The following is a 21,376-nucleotide window of genomic DNA, read 5'->3' on the forward strand; positions in this document are numbered from 1 at the left end:
ACTGAATTGCTTAGTAAAAAAGACTGTCGGGATCAGCAAAAGGCCCGCCTGAAGGCATTAGCTGAAGAACATCCTGACGTAAAAGTCGCCCAGGAAGAAAGGCTGTATCGAAAGCTCTTTTCTTCGGCCGGTTGGCGGTCGGCTGATACGGTAGCGCTTACGAAATCACTACCGTTTGAAGTGAATACTGATTCGCTGATTCAACAGGCATGGCTGGAGAAGAAGACCGTCCTAGTTGCGCGAGTCGCTGAAGCTGGTCGCTTGGACTTCGTCCAGGTAAGCGAGAAAACGAACTGGTCGAAGCCAAATCGAATGGGCTTGGTTGAACCACTGGATGGAAAGGTCATGCCAGTAGCCGCCATTAACTTAATGATTGTACCTGCTTTGGCCTTTGATTGTGACAGTGGACAACGTCTGGGTTTTGGTGGCGGTTATTACGACCGGGTCTTAAAGGACTTTACCGGGAAAAGCGCTGCCTTATGTCTAGCTGAGCAGGCTCGATGCGACTGGATAAAAGACGATTTCGATCAAGTCGTACAAGAAATCATTAATTGAAATATACAAAGAAGATGGAAAAATCCATCTTCTTTTTTTCTTGCTAAAGCGAACATCTGTTCGTATAATAAAAAAGCACGGTATTTTGTATGAGGTAAGAACGATGGCAAGAACAATTCAAGATATTTATGCTAATGAAAAGCGGCGGGTTGTCTTTTTAATCGATTCGAAAAGTTTCTATGCCAGCGTGGAGTGTGTGGAACGGGGACTTAATCCCTTGAAGGCTATGTTAGTAGTTATGTCCCATCAGGAGAACCTGAAGGGTGGCTTAGTGTTAGCATCGTCGCCCATGGCTAAAAAGCGTTTAGGGATTTCGAACGTTACCCGCCAAAAGGACGTCCCGGACATACCCGGTTTAGTGAAAGCTGAACCCCGCATGAATCTATACATACAAAAGAACTTGGAAATTAATGCTATCTATCAGCGCTATGTAGACGAGCAGCACCTGCTGCCGTATTCAATTGATGAATCCATATTAGACGTTACGGACTTTTGGAAACTTTTTGGGGAAAGCCCCAAGGAAGTGGCTCAAAAAATCCAAAAAGAAGTCCTAAAGGAAACGGGGATTTACCTGTCGGTCGGCATTGGTGACAGTCCGGTGATGGCCAAACTGGCTCTAGATTTAGCGGCCAAGTCCGACCCCCATCTATTGGCCGAGTGGCACTATGAGGACTTGCCCCAAGTGCTTTGGCCGGTTAGTGACTTTGGCAAAGTCTGGTCGATTGGTCGAAAGACCGCTAAAAAATTACAGGCCTGGGGCATTCATTCGATGGGGGACCTGGCCCATTACAATCCCTACGTTTTGAAAAAGAAGTTAGGTCTAATGGGGGAGCAGCTCTTTGCCCTGGCCTGGGGTATCGACCGTTCCGACTTGACAGAGAAAGTCCAAACGAAGAATAAATCCTATGGTAATTCCCAAGTGCTCCCTTATAACTATCGGGACCGAGAAGCGATTCGGGTTGTGATATTGGAAATGGCGGACCAGGTAGCCTCCCGGCTTCGGTCACACGGGGTTCGGGCGGGGCTTGTCAGTCTTTATATGGGCTATGCCGAAGAGAAGATTGACTTTGACGAACGGCACAGCCGGACAACGGGTCTCCACCAGACTGTACGAATTGAACCAAGTAACCGCAGTAGTACCATGATGGCTACCCTGGAGAAGCTCTTTAATCAGTATTGGAACGGACAGCCGGTACGGCACGTTGGCGTGACGATGGCAGATTTAGGGACGGATAAGGTTCAGACCTTGTCACTTTTTGAACCAGCACCAGAAGCAGAAGAAGAAAAACAGGACCCGGTTGACCAAGTGGTTGATCAACTACGGAAACGTTTTGGTTCTGCTGCCATTGTTCGTTCCCACTCACTAGAGCACGGTGCCCGAGCCATTGAACGAGCCGGTTTGGTTGGCGGACACAACGGGGGGAATACCTATGAATAAGGACTTCTTAGAAGGGGAAGACTGGCTAGCCATGGTGCAGCAGTACTTTGAAAAGGACTATCGGGAACGGGGAAAGGTGAAGTGGAACGGCTTCTTCCTATCTGACCACACGGCAAAGTTAAAGAGCAAGAGCCAGAATGAGAAAGTGGCGAATCAAGCGGTTTGGTTATCAAAGCGGTCACTGGAGCAAATCCAACAATCCGTTCACCTGGCCTATGAGCATGCCAGCCTATTGATTCTTCAGAAGAACCAAGTTGATTGTGATAATCGAATACCCTTGCCAGTAGCAGGGCGAGTACGTGATTTTTATGCAGAGGGCTTTTATTTAGGAGATGAAGCCATTGATTGGACCGAAGTACGGTATGCGGAGGTAAAGAATGGAAAATCAAGAATTAATTACTGAAGTAATAAGAAGCATTGAGCCGCTTTTTCAAAAGAAGCCCAACGTCATTTATGAGGTGCGCTTAGTGAATCAGCCCTTTGCGGAGCAAATGAACATCTTCTTTGAGTGGGGGAGGATTGGACATGCGACAATTTCCAGACAGATTAAAGCGGTCCACCATATTGGCATGGACCAGGTTTTGACTTTTAAAAAGGAACTGGCAAAGCGCCTGTCGATCCCAATCCGTGTCGATTAAGGAACAGAATCTGACATCTGTTCAACTTTTTCTAAATAGTTTACATATGTGAAGTAATAAGACTATACTGGGGGTAAGAAAAGAACAGGAGATGTCTTATGTCAGAGAATACTGTAGCAGCAAGCGTCGCAATGTTAAAGGTTATTGAGGGATGGGGTGTTGACCATGTGTATGGTTACCCTGGTGGATCATTTAACTCCACCTTGTCCGCTTTAACCGAAGAAAAAGATAAGTTGAAGTACATTCAAATTCGTCATGAGCAGGTCGGAGCCTTTGCTGCAGCGGCCGATGCGAAGTTGACGGGTAAGATTGGTGTGGCCTTCGCCTCAGCTGGTCCAGGAGCTACCAACCTATTGACTGGTTTGTACGATGCCCGTGAGGACCATGCTCCCGTTTTGGCCTTGGTTGGACAAGCCGGTACTTCAGTAATGAATACGAACTTCTTCCAGGAATTCAACGAAGATCCAATTTTTGAAGATGTTTCCGTATACTGCCGTACGATTATGACAGCCGAGAGCTTGCCACACGTTGTGGACCAAGCCATTCGTCAGGCCTATAAGAATAAGGGCGTGGCCGTTGTTATTATCCCTAATGACTTAGGCTTCGAACAAATTCCAGACCTTCCATACGGTTCGCACAGTGCTAGTGACGATAAAGTCGCTCCTAAGGTGCAACCAACGGACCAAGAGGTCAAAGAGTTCTTGCGCCTCGTTTCTCAGGCAAAGCGTCCTGTCCTACACGTTGGACGCGGAATCAAGGATGGTGGGGATGCCATCATCGATTTGTCCAAGAAGTTGCAAATTCCAATTATCATGACCGGCTTGGCCAAGGGTTACGTGGATGAGAGTTACGAAGGTAACCTCGGTATGTCAAACCGTGCCGCCCACAAGGCAGCCGATGAAATCATGGCATCAGCAGACTTGTTGATTGCCGTGGGTGCGGATTTCCCATTCGCCGATGTCATTTATCAAACACACCCAATGAAGTTCATTCAGATTGATAACGACCGTGTTGAACTTGGCCGTCACCACAACCTTGATTTGGGTATCTGGTCGGATGCTACTGAGTTTGTAAAGGCTGTCTTGACCAAGGCTGACCAAGTCGAAGAACGCCCATTCATGAAGGCAGCTATCGCTGATAACTTGAACTGGCGTGACTACATGAAGAAGCAAGAAGAGGGGGCTGTTAACCCAATCAAGCCCGCCTTCGTCTACCAGCAGGTCAACCGAATTGCCGAAGACGATGCCATCTTCTCAATTGATGTCGGTGATAATATCATTAACGCTTTCCGACACTTGCACGTCGGTAAGCGCCAAAAGATGGTCATTTCAGCACTCTTTGCTTCAATGGGAACCGGATTGCCTGGTGCTCTAGCCGCTAAGTTGTCCTTCCCAAACCGCCAAGCCATTCAAGTGGCCGGGGATGGTGCCTTCTCAATGATTATGCAGGATTTGATTACGGAACGTAAGTATCACTTGCCAATCATTAACGTCATTACTTCAAACAAGGTGCTTGAATTCATTAAGTCTGAACAAGACGATTTGCCAATGCACCGTTCAGGTATTGATTTGGAAGACCAGAACTTCGCTAAGATTGCTGAAGGAATGGGTGTAGAAGGTGTTCAGGTAACGGAAGCTGCTGATTTGCCTCGTGCATTTGACCAAGCACTTCAGGTTACGAAAGAAGGCCGTCCATTCTTAATCGATGTGAAGGTTACGCCAGCTCGTGCTTTGCCAGTTGAAGCCTTGCAACTTCACCAAGGAAACGGTAAATTTGTTGAGACTGTCAGCCCTAAGTACAACGCAAACTTTGATGTTGAACGACCTAAGTCCGTTCGTGACTTCTTAGACTCCTATGACGGTCAATCACTAAAGACTTTGCCAGAGTTCTTTGATGAATACGGTGTCACATTATAAAAGTAAAAAAAGAAAAGACGCTTCGGCGCCTTTTTTATTTGGAAAAGTCATTCGTCCTTGATTATGCTATAGCAGAAAGTGTAAAATAGGTCACAATCAAAAAAGGAGTTCGATATGCCAACACTTGTCTTAATACGTCACGGTCAAAGTGAATGGAATCAAGCAAACCGCTTTAACGGTTGGATTGATACACAACTTTCAGAAACTGGAAAGAAACAAGCACGGGAAGCGGGAAAGCTTTTGCAAGATCAAGAGCTACACTTCGCTCGGGCTTACTCTTCTGTTTTGTCACGGACGATTATGACGGTGAACCGGGTGTTGGAAGAGCTGGGTCAGGCCTACATTCCCCAAGTCAAGACCTGGCGTTTGAATGAACGTCACTACGGTATTTTGCAGGGTGAGGATAAGGACGTGATGCGGGCTAAGTACGGCAAGGAGCAGGTACAAACTTGGCGTCGTTCTTACTCCGTCTTGCCTCCGTCATCAGCGGGATTGTCAAAGACTGTTACCATTGATGGCCGAGTTTACCCTGCCTTTGACCACCGTTATGCAGAAGTTCCCTACGGCTTGTTGCCAAAGAGCGAAAATATCCAAACGACGGAAGCCCGTGTAAAGCCAATCTTTGAAGAAGGTATCTTGGCAGACTTAAAGCAGGGCAAGGATGTTCTTGTGGTCGCCCATGGGACGTCCATTCGGGCCTTGACTAAGTTGGTTGAAGGATTAACGCCGGAGGAAGTCACCAAGGTTGAAATTCCAAACGGTCAGCCAATTCTATATGACTTTTCAAATGACTTAACTATCAAGCAAAAGACCGTTTTAGGTGATTAAGGGACAAAGGACGTGGAAACGTCCTTTTTATGTAGGGTGAAGTGGGACTTTGCAAAAGAAAGTGTCTTCTTTTATAATAGAAAATCCATCAGTTTCTTTATAAAGTACAATCAATAAGGAGGTTAGCATGTCAAATGTATTAGTAATCGGGGCCCATGGTAAAGTCGGTCGTTTAGCCGTCCAAAACCTACTAGCGTCAGGCGACAACGTTTACGCTGGTTATCGAGAAGAAAAGCAGTTTGATACACTAGCAGATCAGCATTCTTTAACAGCTATTCTATTCGATCTCAACATGTCGGCAACTGAAATGGCTGCTGTGATGACGAAATATGGTATTCAGCAGGTGGTCTTCACTGCTGGGGCTGGTGGTAAAGGTGGTGCTGAACGAACTGCTGCTGTTGATTTGGATGGTGCAGTTAAAGCCATGGAAGCCGCAAAGTCTGCTGAAATTGAAAAGTTCGTCATGGTTTCAGCAGCTGGTGCTGATAACCGTGTCATCTGGAAGAAGTCTGGTATCTATACCTACTTTATGATGAAGCACTATGCGGATATGATTTTGCAGGATTCTACTTTGAATTACACCATTTTGCGACCAAGCACGCTTTCTGATGAGCAGGCCAGTGGTGAGATTACTCTGTTAGATGAGCAGACTGTGCCCACTAGTTCAGTTTCAAGAGCTGATGTTGCTCAAATGATTGTTTTAGCAGTACACAATTCAAAAATGGATAAAAAGATTATTTCATTTGAACAGGGAAATGCTGACATGTACGCCTTGTTCTAAAATAAAAAGCCCTTCGCATTGAGTTGCGAGGGGCTTTTTGATTAGAGCATTTGGGCTAGTTCAGCTAATGAATAGGCGATGCGGTTGGGGTGAATGCTGTCTGGTAGTTCTTTTTTTGTTAGGTTCAGCCAAATGGTTTCGATACCCGCGTTCTGACCACCGAGCATGTCGGAGTATAGACCATCCCCAATCATGATTGTCTTTTCTTTATCAACGTCAGGGCGACTAGCAAAGATTTTTTCAAAGAAAAGGGCGTCAGGCTTGGCAACGGCAAGACCTTCAGATGTAAAGACCTGGTCGAAATATGGCATGAGTCCAGTCTCCTTTAAACGACGTAGCTGTGTTTCTTCTTGGCCGTTGGTACCGGCTAAGATTCGGTAGCGACCGTGCAGACTTTTCAATAGTTCTTTAGCGCCGTCTAACATGCGATAGTTGTGATCACGAAGGTAGGCGTAGTCTTCTTCCATTTGTGTAGCATTAACTTGTTGGCTTAATGCCAGCTTTTCCAAAGTCTTAGGAAAGCGGTCTTGAAAGATGGTGTGACGGTCAATTTCTTTCATCTCATACTGATACCAAAGACGACTGTTAACGGCCTGGTAGGTGGTTAAAGCCTCTTCTAGTGCAGCACCTGAAAGTTGTGCGTGCTTTTGAAAGAGCTCCTTAATATCGGCTACCTCACCACCCTTAAAGTCGAGCAGTGTGTCATCTAAGTCAAAAATTAGGGTTTGCATGAAATTAAAATCCTCCAAAAGATATCACGAATGCTTATATTATAGCAGGTGGTGATAGGGAGAAAGTTGGCGTCAAACAAACTTAGTAAATTATTAATTTCACTTGAAATCAATCCAAGTTAGGTGTTTAATAAAATTCGTTGCTTTCATTAAAAATGATAAGGAAGAGAAGACTATGAAAATCAAAAAAGAGCAGGTGAAGGGAATCGTTCTCGTACTGATTCTCTCCGCTTTGTCCCAGTTCTTTGCCCGCTTTTTACCACAATTAGGTGCCGAAGGAATTGCCATGATTTTGGGAATTATCCTCGGTAATACCTTGTTAACATCAGCGAGTTACGCTTCTGGTGTGAAGTGGTCCGAAAAGTATCCAATCGAAATTGGGATTGCTTTACTAGGATCGACTTTAACCTTTGCCACGATTGCTAAGCTTGGCTATCAAGGGGTTCTCTTCATTATTGTGAACATGGCCTTGGTTATCGGAACGGTTTTCTTGCTAGGACGCTATGTCTTCAAGGTCTCTTTGTCCGAAACGATGTTAATGGCTGCTGGAAACGCAGTCTGTGGTTCTTCCGCCATTGCCGGTGTTGCACCAGCGATTAATGCTAAGGACGATGATCGTCGTACAGCCGTTGCCACGGTGTCTCTGACAGGAATGCTCTTGCTTTTGACTTTACCAGCCCTAAGCCACGTCCTATTTGGTAGTCATAACTTCTTAACGGGTGCCTTAGTTGGTGGAACGGTTCAATCGGTTGGACAGGTTGTTGGTACCGCTTCGTTGATTAACCCAACGGTTGTCACTTATGCGACACTCTTCAAATTGCTCCGTGTCATGATGTTGGTGGTCGTCGTGATTTCCTTTGCGACAATCGCGAAAAAGGCTTCCGCAGAAGAAGTTGTTGAAGACGAGAAGAAGGCGAAGAACAAGTTACTTCCTTGGTACATCATCGCCTTTATCATCCTTCTTGTTATCAACTCAATGGCAACGTTACCAAGTGCTGTGCACGACGTGGCGCATGGTATTTCATCCTTCTTTGGCGTTGTCAACTTGGCCGCCATTGGCTTGAACTTGAAGTGGACGGTCATTAAGAAGTCCGGGGCAAAGTTCTTATCATTTGGATTCGTTGTTGGACTTTGTCAGGTTATTCTTGCCATTGTCTTGATTAAGTTATTCTTTTAATCTTATTTGGAAAGCAGCCGGAGTGCTGCTTTTTTTATTGTTATAATATTCCATAAGAAGGCTTTTTCATCAAAAGAGTCTTTCAATGGAGTAGGGGGAATGATGAATCTATTAATTATTCAAGGACACCCGGACAGGGAGTCTTTCACACATGCCAACGCGATGAATGCGATGAGAGAGGCTGAGAAAGCCGGGCATCAGGTGAAAATGATTGACTTAGCAGTCGATGATTTTGATCCAATACTACGCTTTGGTTATCGTCAGCACATGGATGATGAGAGTGCACCCCATCATTTTCAAGAGTTGATTCAAGAAGCTGACCATTTAGCCTTTTTCTTTCCAGTCTGGTGGGGTGCAGAACCCGCCGTGTTAAAAGGTTTTTTAGATCGAACGTTAACTCCTGGCTTTGCTTATCACTATGAGTCGCCAACTAAGATTCAGCATCTCTTGAAGGGGAAAACAGCTAGTCTGTTCATTACGAGTCGTGGTCCTGCCTGGTTTACGAAATCACCATACGGGGCCGTTGTGTCCCGTTGGAAACGGTTAGTCCTCGGTTTTTCTGGCATCAAAGTTAAAAAGACGCTTGTGATGGGTGATATGAATACGAAGAAAAATACAGAAAAGAAGCGCCAAGCATTCATGGCGCTCTCTGCAAAAGAATTGCAATAGAAAAAGAGCTAACCTTCGATGGTTAGCTCTTTTTAAGTATGTTGACTTATTAGTTTAAGCCTTTTTCTTCGGTTTTTGCATCAACTCGGAGTGTTCCGTTAAAGAAGAATGACAAGATTTTTGCGATGATGTATGAAACGATGGCAGTGAAGGCAATCGTAATCACAACGGCCAACACTTGGTCGCCTAATAGTGACCAGCTACCTTGAATTAATCCAGCAGTCGTTGAGCCGAATTCCTTACTTGCAAAAACGCCGGTTAAGAGAGCACCAAGAATTCCACCAACACCGTGAATTCCAAAGGCATCGAGTGTATCGTCGTAGCCACACTTTGTTTTAAGAGTTGAAAGTGACCAGTGGATAACGAATGCAACCAGAATTCCAAAGATAAGCGATGCCCATGGGGCAACAAAGCCAGCAGCAGGAGTGATGACAACCAATCCTGCAAGAGAACCGTTAAAGAGGTCTGCAACCGTTACGACTTTGTTCTTACGGTAAGCAATGTATGCGTAAACGAGCATGGCTGTTGCAGAAGCAACGCCCGTGTTGATAATGGCTGAAATGGCTTGGCCATTGGCGGCCAAAGCAGATCCACCGTTAAATCCGAACCAACCGAGCCAGAGTAGGAGCCCACCAACAAAAGTGAAGGAATCCTTTCCCTTAGGTGTAATCATGTGACGACGGGCACCAAGGACGAGAGCCAACGTCAATCCTGTCACACCTGAGGAAATGTGAACGACAGTACCACCGGCAAAGTCGATGGCACCAAGTTGGGCGATAAATCCGTTGTCCCAGACCATGTGAGCAAGTGGTGCGTACACAAGTACCATCCAAAAGCTTAGGAATGCTAGGAGGGCGGCTGTCTTCATTCGACCGACAATTGAGCCGGTAATGATCATCACGGTGATGATGGCGAATGTTCCTTGGAAGAAGGCAAAACCTGCATCAGGAATCGTTAGGGCACGAGTTGTATGATCGAATGAAACACCGTTTAAGAAGAGGTGCTTGAAGATATCGTTAAAGTGGTTTGTTCCTGGAAAGGCAAATGAATAACCGAGGGCGAACCAGAGCACGCTGACTAGACCAATTACGATTAATCCGAGGCGTAACATGTAGAAACGATTTTTTTCTTCAGCAACACCCGCGTAGAAAAGTGCTAAACCAGGGGTCATTAACCAAACTAAGAGCGACGAAACTAGGACAAAAGCAATATCTCCTGAACTCATTGTAGTATTTCCTTTCAAATGACGATTTATAATATAAATAGTACTTTACGACATTTTTAGCTATACCAATTAAATTTCGGGAACTTTTCTGACATTAGGACATAAAAAAAGCACTCATTGAGTGCTTTTTACTTACCAAATTTTAGTTAGGATATGGGTTGCTTCACGTTCTGGGCCAACGGCAAAGGTGTGCAAGGGAACGCCAACTAACTCTGAAACCTTTTCCAGGTAGTGACGGGCGTTGGTTGGTAATTCATCAATTGATTGAACCTTGCTAATGTCTTCTGTCCAGCCTGGCATTTCTTCGTAGATTGGTTCGCAGCGGGCAACGTCGCGGTTGTTGGCAGGGTAGTGGTCGATAACCTTACCGTCGAGATGATAGGCCGTTGCAATCTTAATGGTATCAATACCAGTTAGGACATCTAAACAGTTCAATGAAAGTTGCGTCATGCCGGAAATACGGACGGCGTGTCGGAGAACGACAGTATCGAGCCAGCCGATACGACGGGGACGCTTCGTTACAACGCCGTATTCATGGGCAACTTCACGGATGTGAGCACCAATTTCATTTTTGAGCTCAGTTGGGAAGGGACCTTCACCAACACGGGAAGTATAGACTTTGGCAACACCGACAACTTCGTTGATGCGCTTAGGGCCGATTCCAGAACCAACGGTTGCACCACCGGCAATGGGGTTCGAAGAGGTAGCGAAGGGGTAGGTTCCCTGGTCAATATCAAGCATTGAACCCTGGGCACCTTCAAACAAGACCTTCTTACCTTGATCAAGCGCGTGGTTAATGAGGTAGGAAGTATCCGTCACCATTTCCTTCATTTGTTGACCAAATTCAAGGTATTCTTCATAGATATCGTCAAAGTCAAGTGCTTCAGCACCGTATAACTTTGTTAGTAGTTCGTTCTTTAAGGCTAATGTGTTTTTGAGTGCTTCTTTGAACGTTTCAGGATCAATTAGGTCGCATACTCGGATACCAATTCGTTCGACTTTATCCATATAGGCGGGGCCGATACCCTTTTGAGTCGTACCAAGCTGATGGGCTTTACGTTCTTCTTGCAGGCGGTCTAAAAGACGGTGGTAAGGCATAATTACCTGTGCACGGTCTGAAATTTTTAAGTTATTGACGGTTACGCCATGCTCTTTTAAGTAGGCGATTTCATTAAAGAGTGTTTCGGGGTTTAAGACAACACCGTTTCCAATCACGTTAGTAACGTTTGGTAGAAGAATTCCAGATGGAATAAGTTGTAGGTGAATCTTTTCATCTCCAAGTACCAGGGTATGACCGGCGTTGTCGCCACCTGAATAACGGACGACGTAATCGGCCTTTTGGCTTAAGAAATCGGTAATCTTACCCTTTCCTTCATCGCCCCACTGACTTCCGACAATAACTGTTGCTGGCATGTAACTTGCTCCTTTTTTTCGGTCGCTTTTTATGACCAGAATTAATAATATCGAAGTGTTTACGAAAATACAAGGCCTATTTTAGTCCATTGTTCGTGTTTAAATATTTAAAAAACGGTGTTGTTCTCATTTTTATGGCAAATATCAAAACTATTGTTCGTTTTTTATGCTAAAATGACATTATTCGAAGAAAATAGAGGACGTTTTTTATGTTGCCACGTTATGCCAAAGCTGAGATGCGCCAAATCTGGTCGATGGAAAACCAGTACCGCACTTGGTTAGATGTTGAAATCGCCATCGATGAGGCCTGGGCGAAGAGGGGCTTAATCCCTACCGAAGATTTAAAGGCCATTCAAGAGCATGCCGACTTTGATTTAAACCGTATCCAAGAAATTGAAGCACAGACCCATCATGATGTGGTGGCCTTTACGCGGGCGGTGTCTGAGACTTTGGGAGACGAAAAGAAATGGATTCATTACGGGGTCACGAGTACGGACGTTGTTGATACGGCCAATGGCTTACGTTTGAAACAGGCCAACACAATCATTAAAGAAGACTTGCAAGCCTTACACCAACTGTTAAAGGAACAGGCTCTGCAGTATAAAGAAACGGTCATGATTGGTCGTACACACGGCGTGCACGCTGAACCAACGTCATGGGGTTTCAAACTAGCCCGCTGGTACGATGAAATTACCCGTCAGATTAGACGTTTTGATGAAGCATCTGCCGCTGTCGAAGTTGGACAGATTTCAGGTGCCGTTGGGACTTTTGCAAACATTTCGCCAGAAGTCGAAGAATACGTGTGTCATAAGCTGGGGTTGGGCGTTCAACCAATTACCAGTCAGGTTCTTCCTCGTGATTTACATGCGGACTACATGGCGACCATTGCCTTGATTGGTTCTTCGTTGGAAAGCTTCGCCACTGAGATTCGCTCACTACAGCGAACTGAAATACGAGAAGTCCAAGAGTTCTTCGATAAGAAGCAAAAGGGTTCTTCCGCCATGCCTCATAAGCGAAACCCCATTGGTTGCGAAAACATTTGCGGTCTGTCACGTGTGTTACGAGGGTACGTTATCCCATCATATGAAGACATCGCCCTCTGGCACGAACGTGATATCTCACACTCCTCTGTTGAGCGGATTCTCTTCCCAGATGCTACGAGCCTATTGGACTACATGCTTAAGCGCTTTACCAATATCTTGCGCAAGCTCGAAGTCTACCCAGAGCGGATGAAGGCCAACATGGACCATACCGGCGGTTTGATCTATAGCCAACGAGTTCTCTTGAAGCTGATTGACCAGGGCTTGAGTCGTGAAGCTGCCTATGACATGGTTCAGCCATTGACTGCCCGGGCCTGGGACGAAGGACTATCCTTTGAAAAGTTGGTGCACGATTCAGCTGAAATCGGCCAGTATTTGACTAAGGAAGAGTTAGATGATGCCTTCGACTATCGCTACCACTTGCGTCGAATTGACCAAGTTTATAAGCGCTTAGGAATTGAATAAAATTTTTCATCATCAAAGCAGGAATTTCCTGCTTTTTTTGTACGATAAAAGCCTAGCCAGACGCCTTTTTACTGCTATAATAAAATAAAAAACGTTGAGGAAAATAAAATGGCAAAATGGCAGCGGATTGTTGTAAAAGTCGGGACGAGTACCATTGTTGATACGAATGGTAAGGTCAACTACCCGGTGATTAATCGCTTGGCACAGGTGCTTACGTCATTACAAAACGAAGGACGGGAAGTGCTCTTCGTGACATCTGGTGCGATTGGTGTTGCCATTGACCAAATGGGACTAGCAGCACGTCCCAAGGAGATTCCCGAACAGCAGGCACTGGCAGCTATTGGCCAGGGTTATTTGATGTCAATCTATAACCAGTCCTTTGCCTTTTACAAGCAAACGGTCGGCCAAGTTTTGTTGACATACGATGTTTTTGAAAATCCGGGTATGCTAGCCAATACCAAGCAGGCAATTCAAGAGTTATTCAAGAACGAGGTTATCCCAATTGTTAATGAAAACGATGTGATTGCCGTTGATGAGTTGGATCACCAGCATTCCTTTGGTGATAATGACCATTTGGCAGCTCTAGTCGCTGATGAAATTGATGCGGATTTGATTATTTTGTCCGACGTGGATGCTCTTTATACTGCTAACCCTAATCTGGATCCGAATGCGAAAGCGATGCACTACGTTGCTGAAATTACTGATGAGATTCGACAGGCAGCAACTGGTTCAACTTCGGGACTAGGAACCGGCGGTATGACCACCAAGTTGGCTGCAGCAGAGTACATGATGAAGCAGGGCCATCGAATGGCTTTGATTAACGGTGCGAACCCAGATAACATCCTTTCTGTCATTGCAGGGGATGAAGTGGGGACACACTTTGAAGGAGAAATGTGATGACAGTTCTTGAACAAATGGGGGCACAGGCTAAAGCCGCTAGTCAGCAAATTGCCGCCTTAAGCGATGACTTACGTAACGATGTGTTAAAGGCGATGGCAGTTGCCCTACAAGATAATGAAGAAGCGATTATTGAGGCGAATCAGGCCGATTTGGCCCATGCAGAAGGTTTGTCTGCACCAATGCGTAACCGTTTAACGGTGGATTCTGCTGTCCTGCAGGGGATTGCAACTTCATTAGCTGCTGTTGCGACTTTGCCAGATCCATTAGCCGGTCCATATGAATCTTGGGAGCACCAAAGCGGTTTTGAAATTGTTAAAAAAATCGTACCTCTGGGTGTCGTTGCCATGGTCTATGAAGCACGCCCAAATGTGACGGTTGATGCTGCGGCACTTTCCATTAAATCTGGAAACGCTGTTATTCTTCGTGGTGGGAAAGAGGCGATTCGAACGAATGTTGCCTTAGCGATAGTTCTTCGTACCGTCTTAGAATTAAAAGGCTTGAACCCAAACATCGTTCAGTTAATTGAAGACACCTCCCACGAGAGTGTTAACGAACTATTAGGTATGAGAAAGTACGTGGACGTACTTATTCCCCGTGGTTCTAGAGGGTTTATCGACTTTGTTGTCAAAAATGCGTCGGTTCCGGTTATTGAGACTGGTGCTGGAAATACGCACATTTTTGTGGACGATTCGGCTAAGCAAAAAGAGGCAATTCAGGTGATTGTTAACGCCAAAACCTCTAAACCAGCCGTCTGTAACTCGGCCGAAAAGCTACTGATTCACGAGGCGATTGCGGCGGACTTTTTGCCAGCAGTTGCCTCGGCTCTTATTGAAAAAGGAGTTGAACTTCGTGGCGATCAAATTGCACAAAGCATCGATTCTCGTATCAATAAAGCGAGCGATGAAGACTGGGATACGGAATATAATGACCTCATTATGGCTATCAAAATTGTCCGTAATGTTGATCAAGCTATTGATTGGGTTAACGAGCACACAACTCACCACTCAGAAACCATCCTCTCAGAAAACAAGGAACACGTGGCGGACTTCATGAACCAGGTGGATGCCGCTGTTGTTTACCAAAATGTTTCATCACGCTTCACCGATGGCTTCGAATTTGGATTTGGAGCCGAAATTGGTATTTCTACGCAAAAGTTGCATGCCCGTGGCCCAATGGGCTTGCCTGCACTAACAACGATTAAGTATGAAGTGTTTGGTGATGGACAGGTTCGTCAATAGATCAAGGCCCGAAGGAGGTTGTTAAGAAAGGTCTGATAATGAGTGGTTATTCTTTGATACAGAAAGGAAAATTCAATGCAAACAATATCTTTTGATAGCATTTATGATGATGCTTTAAATCAAAGTAACGAACGCAAACTGCATTTAAAACAATTAGATGTAGCTATGAAGAGAGAAGTTACATTGACTTCCGAAAAGACTTTCGACTAGATACACTTAAAAAGTCATTGCAACAACCATCATTCTCTTTTAACAAACAAAAGAGCTCCTTGTTTAACGCTTAAACAAGGAGCTTTTATTAATGCTTTTATAACGACTCAACAAAGGCCTGATAGGCCGTTTCTTCATCCGTTTTAGTAGTTGTGAAGTTTGATTCTTCCAACTTAGCCTGATGCAAATCAGATTCATCGAAGGATGCTTTATCTAAGAAAGTCGCATTTCCGATCAATTCAATCCAAGGATGCTCGGCATCAGGATGAACATTCGTCTTTACCATACCACCTGGGTTATAAACTGAGATAGGTTGCTTGAGATTAACCTGTTCTGGATGAATTAGGGCAAAGGCGAAAGAAGTGGCGGACATTCCTGTTCCACAGGCGTTGGTAAAACCAACACCGCGTTCAAAGGTGCGGACAAAGAGCTTGTTTGGACCCAAAATCTTTGCAAAGTTGACGTTCACTCCGTCAGGAAAGTAAGGGTTTTCGCTGTTTAAGCGCTGACCGATTTCGCCTAACGTCTCGTTTAAATCCTGGTCGTTTTCGACAAAGGAAATCAAGTGTGGATTGGGTACAGCGATGGTCGTAAATGATAGGTGGTCATTAATTACTGGCAGCTTTTCGTTTACGATTTTATCGAAGCCTAAATGATCAAAGGGGAAAGCTTCCTTGTTAAAGAGAACAGGGGAGATTTCAACAGAGAAGGCGGGAACGCCTTCAGCAAAATCAGTAGCCCGACTAACACGTAAATCAGCCTCTGCCGTTTCGACCGTGAACTCTTTTTGTCCCATTTTTTCCGACAAGTAACGAGCTACCGTCCGGAGACCATTTCCGCACATCGAGGCAATGCTACCGTCAGCGTTGATGACCGTCATCTTGCCAAGGGGACCAGGGTGGGTTGGCTCATCAACAACCAAAACACCATCGGCGCCCGGCCAAAAGTCATTTTTCTGACAGAATCTTTGTGCCAATGCGACGAGTTCGTCCTGCGTTAAAGGCGTTTGTAATGTAGTTTGATCAAGGATATAAAAATGGTTGTGAGAACCATGGACATGAATTAAATCGACCATCTTAGGCCTCCTGTTCGTTCTTGTTAAAGAAGTGTTGGTAAATTAATGATACCGCTTTTTTACCATAGGCACGTTTCGTCCCAAGCATCGTTGAGATTTGAGAAGCACCCTGGTTGATCATGTTAATGGGCACGCCATTGTTCGTTAACGAGGCAATGGCATCCGTAATAATCGTTGGTTTTTTGAACATTCCTTCGCCAACAATCATGATAATGGTATAGTCGTCAATCCATTGCATAACGTCCGGATTCAAAGCGTCTTTAATATCTGCACAAAGTCGTTCAATCATCTCTTCGTTTAACTGCCGGTTATCAAAGATAACGGTCAAGTCATCAATACCTGAAGGCATGTGTTCGTATGAAATGTTGTATTTGTAGAAGATTTGAAGAAGCTTCAAAGTCATACCAACTTCCTGGTTCAAGAGATAGCGGTGTAAGTAGAGGGCTGAGAAGTGATCAGAGTTCGTGACACCGGTAATTGGGTATTCGGCTTCAAAGTCTTTTTCCGGAACAATCAAGGTACCTGGGTCTGTTGGACGGTTGGTGTTTTTCACATTAATGGTTACTTGACCCTGGATAGCTGGAATAATCGCTTCGTCATTGAAGACGGAAAAACCGGAATAGGAAAGTTCCCGCATTTCACGGTAGGTCATTTGTTTAATCGAAACGGGTTCTTCAATGATATGTGGGTTTGCAACATAAACAGCCGAAACATCGGTGAAGTTTTCGTATAATTTAATGCCCAGTCCACGAGCAACAATTGAGCCGGTTATGTCTGATCCACCACGAGCAAAGGTTGCCATTTGACCATCCTTTGTCATGCCATAAAAACCAGGAACCACGAGAATTTCATCATCGGAATATTCAAAGTTTTTCAAATTGGTATAGCTTTCTTCAAGGACGGTTGCGGCATTTGGCTGCCCTTCAACATAGAGTCCTAACTCCGCTGGCCCGGCAAAGCGTGCTTGATGTCCCAATTGATTCAAAACCATGGCCATTAAGATGGCATTTAGATGTTCACCGTGTGCTTTAAAATAGGCTAAACGGTAGTCGTCCTCTCCTGAAAAAGTACTTGAAAGATTTGAAATAATATCAGCAATCCCTTGGAAGTCCTTTTCTGAAATTTTGAAATAGTCCGCAATGTTCTGATAGCGGGAAATCAATTCTTTTTGAACAGCAAAAAATTCTGAGCTGCCAGGAGTGCTTTTCGCATACTGTATGAGTAAATCGGTAACTTTGGTATCGATGTCAAAGCGTTTACCTGGAGCAGATACAACCACGACGCGTCTTTCTGGGTCTGCTAACACGATGTTAACAACCTTTTCGTACTGTTCTCCGTTAGCTAGGGACGATCCGCCAAACTTAACAACTCTTGCCATATTCTCATTCTCCTCTAGTCGTTCTTTAATCTGATTGCATTGTATCAGCACTTTTTCAAGAAACAAGGGAGAATGTTATTCAAAAGGACTCAATTTTTTTGCCAATAGATGAAGAAATAAAATTAAAATTTTTTTAATTAAAAGGGTTGACGGATTCTAAAAACTGTTTTATTATTTAGACATCGAAGAGGTTGCGACCACGATGAGTAAATTAGTCGAGTTCCTGTGTGAACCATGACGCTAATCGAAAGGCACGGTCGCCGAAGCGCTTTAGTAGCACAGACTAAAGTAAGCTGGGACATCGTTTAATAAGCGATGGACTGTCACGATTCACATCGTGGTGCGCTTTCGACAATTGAAACCAGTAATTTTTTTATGAACCATTGGATTCTCTTGTATGAAGTGTAAACCACTTCGTACAGGAGTTTTTTTTATGCCAAATTGAGGGAGAGTAAAAAATGAACGAGCAAATTGAAAACAATCAAATTAATTCAGCCGGTCATTTGACGATTGGCGGCTGCGATGCCGTTGAATTAGCAAATGAATTCGGTACGCCTGTACTGGTTTACGATACTGCAGCAATCAAGACACAAATCCGACACTTCCAAGAAGTGTTTACACAAAACGATGTCGATTATGCAGTTTGTTACGCTAGCAAGGCCTTTGCTAACACGGCCATGTATCAACTAGTTAACCAAATGGACTGCCACATTGACGTGGTGTCCGAGGGTGAAATGAAGATGGCCATGCATGCCGGTTTCCCAGCTTCACGCATGACTTTTCACGGGAACAACAAATCCGCTGAAGAATTGCGTTTAGCAGTTACTTCCGGTATTGGCGTTATCGCTTTAGATAACTTCCATGAGATTCAATTGCTGAGTCAAATCCTAGAAGAAACGAACCAGCAGGTTGATGTCATCCTGAGAATCACTCCGGGAATTTCAGCCCACACCCACGAATATATTCAAACGGGTCAGGTTGATAGTAAATTTGGTTTTGATCTTGAATCAGGTCAGGCCGAAGAAGCATTGCAACTTGTTCTGAAAGAAGAGCGCATGAATATGCTTGGTGTACACGCCCACATCGGTTCACAAATCTTTGAACTAGCCGGTTTTGAAGGCGAGGGTGAAAAGCTCGTTGACCTAGCTGCTAGTTGGGAAAAGAAGTACGGTTATCAGACAAAAGTCTTAAACGTTGGTGGCGGATTCGGAATTCGTTACACATCCGATGACCGACCACTGGCTCCACAAGACTTTGTTAACACAATTATCAAAACCATCAAAGCTCGTACGAGCGAACTAGGCATTGCAACACCAGCCATTTGGATTGAACCTGGTCGTTCAATTGTCGGACCTGCCGGATACAGCTTGTATACCGTTGGATCACGTAAAGACGTGCCGGGCATTCGCTCTTACTTAGCTGTTGACGGCGGAATGGGTGATAACATTCGCCCCGCTTTATATGATGCAAAGTACGAAGCGGTCTTGGCGAACAACCCTGCAGCAGAAGCCGTTGAAACGGTACACGTTGCCGGAAAGTTCTGTGAATCAGGTGACATCTTGATTCAGGAACAGGCATTGCCAGCTACAAAGCCTGGTGATATCTTGGCTGTCCTAAACACTGGAGCTTACGGTTACTCAATGGCTTCGAACTACAACTTGAACCCCAAACCAGCGATTGTCTTTGCTGAAAACGGGAAGGCCACTTTGGTAACTCGTCGTGAACGAATTGAAGATTTGGAAGCACTAGATTTCAATTTAGACGGTTCAAGTAACTAAAACGAAAAACACACTCAATAAAAATACTATTAATATAGAAGAAAAGGTACAAAAACATGGAAAAGATGACTGCAAAAGAAATCATTCAATACATTGGTTCCGCTCAGAAGCAAACACCAACAAAGGCCTACATTAAAGGTAATCTAGCGGATGTCACTTATCCCGAGGGTGTCAAAGTCTTCGGCGATGACCAAGTCGCCACCATTTTTGGTGACTGGTCAGCCGTTCAGGCCGTTATTGCCCAGGCTGGTGTAGAAGATTCTGAAATTGAAAACAACGCCCGCAACTCAGCGGTGCCATTGTTGGATTTAAAGAACGTGAACGCCCGCATCGAACCAGGAACGGTGATTCGTGATCAGGTAACCATTGGCGACAACGCCGTTATCATGATGGGTGCTGTCATTAACATCGGTTGTGAAATCGGTGCCAACTCCATGATTGACATGGGTGTTGTGATGGGGGGCCGTGCCGTTGTCGGTGAGCACTCACACATCGGGGCCGGCGCGGTTTTGGCCGGAGTTATTGAACCAGCATCCGCACAACCAGTTGTTATTGAAGATAACGTATTGGTCGGTGCCAACGCAGTTGTAATCGAAGGTGTTCGAGTAGGAAAGGGTGCGGTTGTCGCTGCTGGCGCAATTGTTACAAAGGATGTTGAACCCTACACCGTTGTTGCAGGAAACCCAGCACGTAAAGTCAAGGATGTCGACGCGAAGACGGAGTCGAAGACGACTTTGGAAGATGATTTAAGAAAGCTGTGATGAGCATGTTAACGAAAGAAGATTTAATTCAAATTCGGCGTGATTTGCACCAGATTCCCGAGCTTGCGCTCGAGGAATTCCAAACACATGACTATTTACTGAAGGAAATCGCTCAATTTAACCAGGAATTCCTGACGGTTCGCGAGTTACCAAAGCTGCCAACGGCCATTCTAGTTCGAGTTGAAGGGTCAAACCCAATCAAGACGATTGGCTATCGTGCCGACATTGACGCACTTCCTGTTACGGAAGAAACGGGATTACCATTCTCCTCAAATCACGAGGGGGTTATGCACGCTTGTGGCCACGATATGCACATGACAGTTGCTCTGGCTGTTCTCAATTACTTCTCTGAACACCAACCAAAGGACAACATGCTTTTCTTCTTCCAACCTGCTGAAGAAGAAAAGTGCGGTGGGCTATTGGCCTATGAAATGGGTGTTTTTGAAGGCGAATGGCGACCTGATGAATTCTACGGTTTGCACGATTCACCTGATTTGCCAGCCGGTACAATTGGCTGCCGAATGGGCACGCTTTTTGCCGGATCAACAGAAGTTGACGTTGACTTCATTGGTACTAGCGGACACGCGGCTTTCCCTCACAACGCGAACGACATGGTCGTTGCAGCATCTGCCTTTATCGGACAAATTCAAACGATTGTTTCTCGTAGCATTGACCCTGTTCGCTCCGGTGTTATTACCTTTGGTAAGTTTGAGGCCGGGACCATTCGTAATGTCATCACTGGAAAGGCTCACTTGGAAGGAACCATTCGTGGCCTTGAACAATCGATGATTGAAGAGCTTGTTGCTCGAATTAAGGACGTGGCTGAGGGAATCGCCCGTTCCTTCAACTGTGAAGTCGTACCAACCTTTGAACAGGGTGGTTACTTACCAGTCGAAAACAACCCTGAATTAACAAAGAACTTTATTGATTATATGGAAGCCAACCATGGCGACCAGTTCAAGTTAACGGAACCTGCGATGACCGGTGAGGATTTTGGTTACTTACTTTCCAAGATTCCTGGCACGATGTTCTGGCTGGGAGTTGATGATAGCCATCCCCTCCATTCTTCCGAACTGAGTCCCAGTGAAGATGCTTTGGAACCTGGTGTAAAAGCCATCGTTGATTTCCTAGAATACCGAATGCAAGAGGAGGCCTGAGTT

Annotated in this window: 20 protein-coding genes and 1 riboswitch; of the genes, 15 read left to right on the forward strand and 5 right to left on the reverse strand. The window is 45.0% G+C overall.

Features of this window, described 5'->3' with window-relative positions; genetic code table 11:
- Positions 1 to 6 precede the first annotated feature (6 nt).
- From BMZ93_RS01855 to BMZ93_RS01885, 7 genes are all read left to right on the forward strand, one after another.
- The gene (locus tag BMZ93_RS01855; protein WP_159427777.1) at positions 7 to 555 is read left to right on the forward strand and encodes a 5-formyltetrahydrofolate cyclo-ligase; all 549 of its coding nucleotides are present in this window, start codon (positions 7 to 9) and stop codon (positions 553 to 555) included.
- A gap of 103 nt (positions 556 to 658) precedes the next feature.
- On the forward strand, positions 659 to 1,993 hold the full coding sequence (locus BMZ93_RS01860) for a Y-family DNA polymerase (RefSeq protein WP_091501602.1): 1,335 nt from the start codon (positions 659 to 661) through the stop codon (positions 1,991 to 1,993).
- The gene (locus tag BMZ93_RS01865; RefSeq protein ID WP_091501604.1) at positions 1,986 to 2,396 is read left to right on the forward strand and encodes a hypothetical protein; all 411 of its coding nucleotides are present in this window, start codon (positions 1,986 to 1,988) and stop codon (positions 2,394 to 2,396) included. The genes BMZ93_RS01860 and BMZ93_RS01865 overlap by 8 nt, the downstream gene beginning before the upstream one ends.
- The gene (locus BMZ93_RS01870) at positions 2,371 to 2,631 is read left to right on the forward strand and encodes a hypothetical protein (RefSeq protein ID WP_091501606.1); all 261 of its coding nucleotides are present in this window, start codon (positions 2,371 to 2,373) and stop codon (positions 2,629 to 2,631) included. Before BMZ93_RS01865 ends, BMZ93_RS01870 begins: the two co-directional genes overlap by 26 nt.
- 98 nt (positions 2,632 to 2,729) lie before the next feature.
- The gene (gene spxB / locus BMZ93_RS01875) at positions 2,730 to 4,547 is read left to right on the forward strand and encodes a pyruvate oxidase (RefSeq protein WP_091501607.1); all 1,818 of its coding nucleotides are present in this window, start codon (positions 2,730 to 2,732) and stop codon (positions 4,545 to 4,547) included.
- A 114-nt stretch (positions 4,548 to 4,661) separates the two neighbouring features.
- Positions 4,662 to 5,375, forward strand: coding sequence for a 2,3-bisphosphoglycerate-dependent phosphoglycerate mutase (locus BMZ93_RS01880; protein WP_091501609.1), 714 nt, complete (start codon positions 4,662 to 4,664; stop codon positions 5,373 to 5,375).
- 127 nt (positions 5,376 to 5,502) lie between these two features.
- Entirely contained in the window at positions 5,503 to 6,156 is a 654-nt protein-coding gene (locus BMZ93_RS01885; protein WP_091501611.1) for an SDR family oxidoreductase, read from the forward strand.
- 41 nt (positions 6,157 to 6,197) lie between these two features.
- On the opposite strand, the gene BMZ93_RS01890 is transcribed toward BMZ93_RS01885, so the two are convergent.
- Complete coding sequence (locus BMZ93_RS01890; protein WP_091501613.1) at positions 6,198 to 6,887, reverse strand: YjjG family noncanonical pyrimidine nucleotidase; 690 nt, start codon at positions 6,885 to 6,887, stop codon at positions 6,198 to 6,200.
- 175 nt (positions 6,888 to 7,062) lie between these two features.
- Here BMZ93_RS01890 and BMZ93_RS01895 point away from each other — a divergent pair, with 175 nt between their 5' ends.
- Together BMZ93_RS01895 and BMZ93_RS01900 are read left to right on the forward strand one after the other, a co-directional pair.
- The gene (locus tag BMZ93_RS01895; protein ID WP_091501614.1) at positions 7,063 to 8,064 is read left to right on the forward strand and encodes a YeiH family protein; all 1,002 of its coding nucleotides are present in this window, start codon (positions 7,063 to 7,065) and stop codon (positions 8,062 to 8,064) included.
- Positions 8,065 to 8,163: 99 nt separating this feature from the next.
- Positions 8,164 to 8,733: an NAD(P)H-dependent oxidoreductase gene (locus BMZ93_RS01900; RefSeq protein ID WP_244269331.1), complete on the forward strand. Its 570-nt coding sequence runs from the start codon at positions 8,164 to 8,166 to the stop codon at positions 8,731 to 8,733.
- 49 nt (positions 8,734 to 8,782) lie between these two features.
- On the opposite strand, the gene BMZ93_RS01905 is transcribed toward BMZ93_RS01900, so the two are convergent.
- Together BMZ93_RS01905 and BMZ93_RS01910 are read right to left on the reverse strand one after the other, a co-directional pair.
- Positions 8,783 to 9,958: an ammonium transporter gene (locus tag BMZ93_RS01905; RefSeq protein WP_091501616.1), complete on the reverse strand. Its 1,176-nt coding sequence runs from the start codon at positions 9,956 to 9,958 to the stop codon at positions 8,783 to 8,785.
- 132 nt (positions 9,959 to 10,090) lie between these two features.
- Positions 10,091 to 11,371 carry an adenylosuccinate synthase gene (locus tag BMZ93_RS01910; protein ID WP_091501618.1) on the reverse strand — a complete coding sequence of 427 codons (1,281 nt, stop codon included), beginning with the start codon at positions 11,369 to 11,371 and terminating at the stop codon, positions 10,091 to 10,093.
- Positions 11,372 to 11,580: 209 nt separating this feature from the next.
- On the opposite strand from BMZ93_RS01910, the gene purB reads away from it, so the two are divergent.
- From purB to BMZ93_RS01925, 3 genes are all read left to right on the forward strand, one after another.
- Complete coding sequence (gene purB, locus BMZ93_RS01915) at positions 11,581 to 12,876, forward strand: adenylosuccinate lyase (RefSeq protein WP_091501620.1); 1,296 nt, start codon at positions 11,581 to 11,583, stop codon at positions 12,874 to 12,876.
- A 108-nt stretch (positions 12,877 to 12,984) separates the two neighbouring features.
- A complete protein-coding gene (gene proB, locus BMZ93_RS01920) occupies positions 12,985 to 13,773 on the forward strand; it encodes a glutamate 5-kinase (RefSeq protein ID WP_091501622.1) in 789 nt (262 codons plus the stop codon).
- Positions 13,773 to 15,014: a glutamate-5-semialdehyde dehydrogenase gene (locus BMZ93_RS01925; protein ID WP_200769355.1), complete on the forward strand. Its 1,242-nt coding sequence runs from the start codon at positions 13,773 to 13,775 to the stop codon at positions 15,012 to 15,014. The genes proB and BMZ93_RS01925 overlap by 1 nt, the downstream gene beginning before the upstream one ends.
- Before the next feature lie 307 nt (positions 15,015 to 15,321).
- Here the strand turns inward: BMZ93_RS01925 and dapF are convergent, their stop codons facing one another.
- Positions 15,322 to 16,299 carry a diaminopimelate epimerase gene (gene dapF, locus BMZ93_RS01930; protein WP_091501626.1) on the reverse strand — a complete coding sequence of 326 codons (978 nt, stop codon included), beginning with the start codon at positions 16,297 to 16,299 and terminating at the stop codon, positions 15,322 to 15,324.
- Position 16,300: 1 nt separating this feature from the next.
- Positions 16,301 to 17,677: an aspartate kinase gene (locus BMZ93_RS01935; RefSeq protein WP_091501628.1), complete on the reverse strand. Its 1,377-nt coding sequence runs from the start codon at positions 17,675 to 17,677 to the stop codon at positions 16,301 to 16,303.
- A gap of 177 nt (positions 17,678 to 17,854) precedes the next feature.
- Positions 17,855 to 18,034, forward strand: a riboswitch (Lysine riboswitch).
- A gap of 101 nt (positions 18,035 to 18,135) precedes the next feature.
- Between BMZ93_RS01935 and lysA the strand changes: the two genes are divergently transcribed.
- The 3 genes from lysA to BMZ93_RS01950 are packed head-to-tail and all read left to right on the forward strand — an operon-like array spanning position 18,136 to position 21,373.
- On the forward strand, positions 18,136 to 19,455 hold the full coding sequence (gene lysA / locus BMZ93_RS01940; RefSeq protein WP_091501630.1) for a diaminopimelate decarboxylase: 1,320 nt from the start codon (positions 18,136 to 18,138) through the stop codon (positions 19,453 to 19,455).
- A gap of 56 nt (positions 19,456 to 19,511) precedes the next feature.
- Positions 19,512 to 20,216 (forward strand): 2,3,4,5-tetrahydropyridine-2,6-dicarboxylate N-acetyltransferase, encoded by a 705-nt coding sequence (dapD, locus tag BMZ93_RS01945; RefSeq protein WP_091501631.1) that lies wholly within the window; start codon positions 19,512 to 19,514, stop codon positions 20,214 to 20,216.
- Positions 20,216 to 21,373, forward strand: a complete 1,158-nt coding sequence (locus BMZ93_RS01950; RefSeq protein ID WP_091501633.1) for an N-acetyldiaminopimelate deacetylase — start codon at positions 20,216 to 20,218, stop codon at positions 21,371 to 21,373. The genes dapD and BMZ93_RS01950 overlap by 1 nt, the downstream gene beginning before the upstream one ends.
- Positions 21,374 to 21,376 lie beyond the last annotated feature (3 nt).

This window comes from Fructobacillus durionis, assembly GCF_900112405.1.
GTDB lineage: Bacteria > Bacillota > Bacilli > Lactobacillales > Lactobacillaceae > Fructobacillus > Fructobacillus durionis.

What these genes read in the sequence shown, in the direction of transcription:
- BMZ93_RS01860 (WP_091501602.1), top strand. Translation starts at nt 659, where the DNA reads ATGGCAAGAACAATTCAAGATATTTATGCTAATGAAAAGCGGCGGGTT.
- BMZ93_RS01865 (WP_091501604.1), top strand. Translation starts at nt 1,986, where the DNA reads ATGAATAAGGACTTCTTAGAAGGGGAAGACTGGCTAGCCATGGTGCAG.
- BMZ93_RS01870 (WP_091501606.1), top strand. Translation starts at nt 2,371, where the DNA reads ATGGAAAATCAAGAATTAATTACTGAAGTAATAAGAAGCATTGAGCCG.
- spxB (WP_091501607.1), top strand. Translation starts at nt 2,730, where the DNA reads ATGTCAGAGAATACTGTAGCAGCAAGCGTCGCAATGTTAAAGGTTATT.
- BMZ93_RS01880 (WP_091501609.1), top strand. Translation starts at nt 4,662, where the DNA reads ATGCCAACACTTGTCTTAATACGTCACGGTCAAAGTGAATGGAATCAA.
- BMZ93_RS01885 (WP_091501611.1), top strand. Translation starts at nt 5,503, where the DNA reads ATGTCAAATGTATTAGTAATCGGGGCCCATGGTAAAGTCGGTCGTTTA.
- BMZ93_RS01890 (WP_091501613.1), bottom strand. Translation starts at nt 6,887, where the DNA reads ATGCAAACCCTAATTTTTGACTTAGATGACACACTGCTCGACTTTAAG.
- BMZ93_RS01895 (WP_091501614.1), top strand. Translation starts at nt 7,063, where the DNA reads ATGAAAATCAAAAAAGAGCAGGTGAAGGGAATCGTTCTCGTACTGATT.
- BMZ93_RS01900 (WP_244269331.1), top strand. Translation starts at nt 8,164, where the DNA reads ATGATGAATCTATTAATTATTCAAGGACACCCGGACAGGGAGTCTTTC.
- BMZ93_RS01905 (WP_091501616.1), bottom strand. Translation starts at nt 9,958, where the DNA reads ATGAGTTCAGGAGATATTGCTTTTGTCCTAGTTTCGTCGCTCTTAGTT.
- BMZ93_RS01910 (WP_091501618.1), bottom strand. Translation starts at nt 11,371, where the DNA reads ATGCCAGCAACAGTTATTGTCGGAAGTCAGTGGGGCGATGAAGGAAAG.
- purB (WP_091501620.1), top strand. Translation starts at nt 11,581, where the DNA reads ATGTTGCCACGTTATGCCAAAGCTGAGATGCGCCAAATCTGGTCGATG.
- proB (WP_091501622.1), top strand. Translation starts at nt 12,985, where the DNA reads ATGGCAAAATGGCAGCGGATTGTTGTAAAAGTCGGGACGAGTACCATT.
- BMZ93_RS01925 (WP_200769355.1), top strand. Translation starts at nt 13,773, where the DNA reads ATGACAGTTCTTGAACAAATGGGGGCACAGGCTAAAGCCGCTAGTCAG.
- dapF (WP_091501626.1), bottom strand. Translation starts at nt 16,299, where the DNA reads ATGGTCGATTTAATTCATGTCCATGGTTCTCACAACCATTTTTATATC.
- BMZ93_RS01935 (WP_091501628.1), bottom strand. Translation starts at nt 17,677, where the DNA reads ATGGCAAGAGTTGTTAAGTTTGGCGGATCGTCCCTAGCTAACGGAGAA.
- lysA (WP_091501630.1), top strand. Translation starts at nt 18,136, where the DNA reads ATGAACGAGCAAATTGAAAACAATCAAATTAATTCAGCCGGTCATTTG.
- dapD (WP_091501631.1), top strand. Translation starts at nt 19,512, where the DNA reads ATGGAAAAGATGACTGCAAAAGAAATCATTCAATACATTGGTTCCGCT.
- BMZ93_RS01950 (WP_091501633.1), top strand. Translation starts at nt 20,216, where the DNA reads ATGAGCATGTTAACGAAAGAAGATTTAATTCAAATTCGGCGTGATTTG.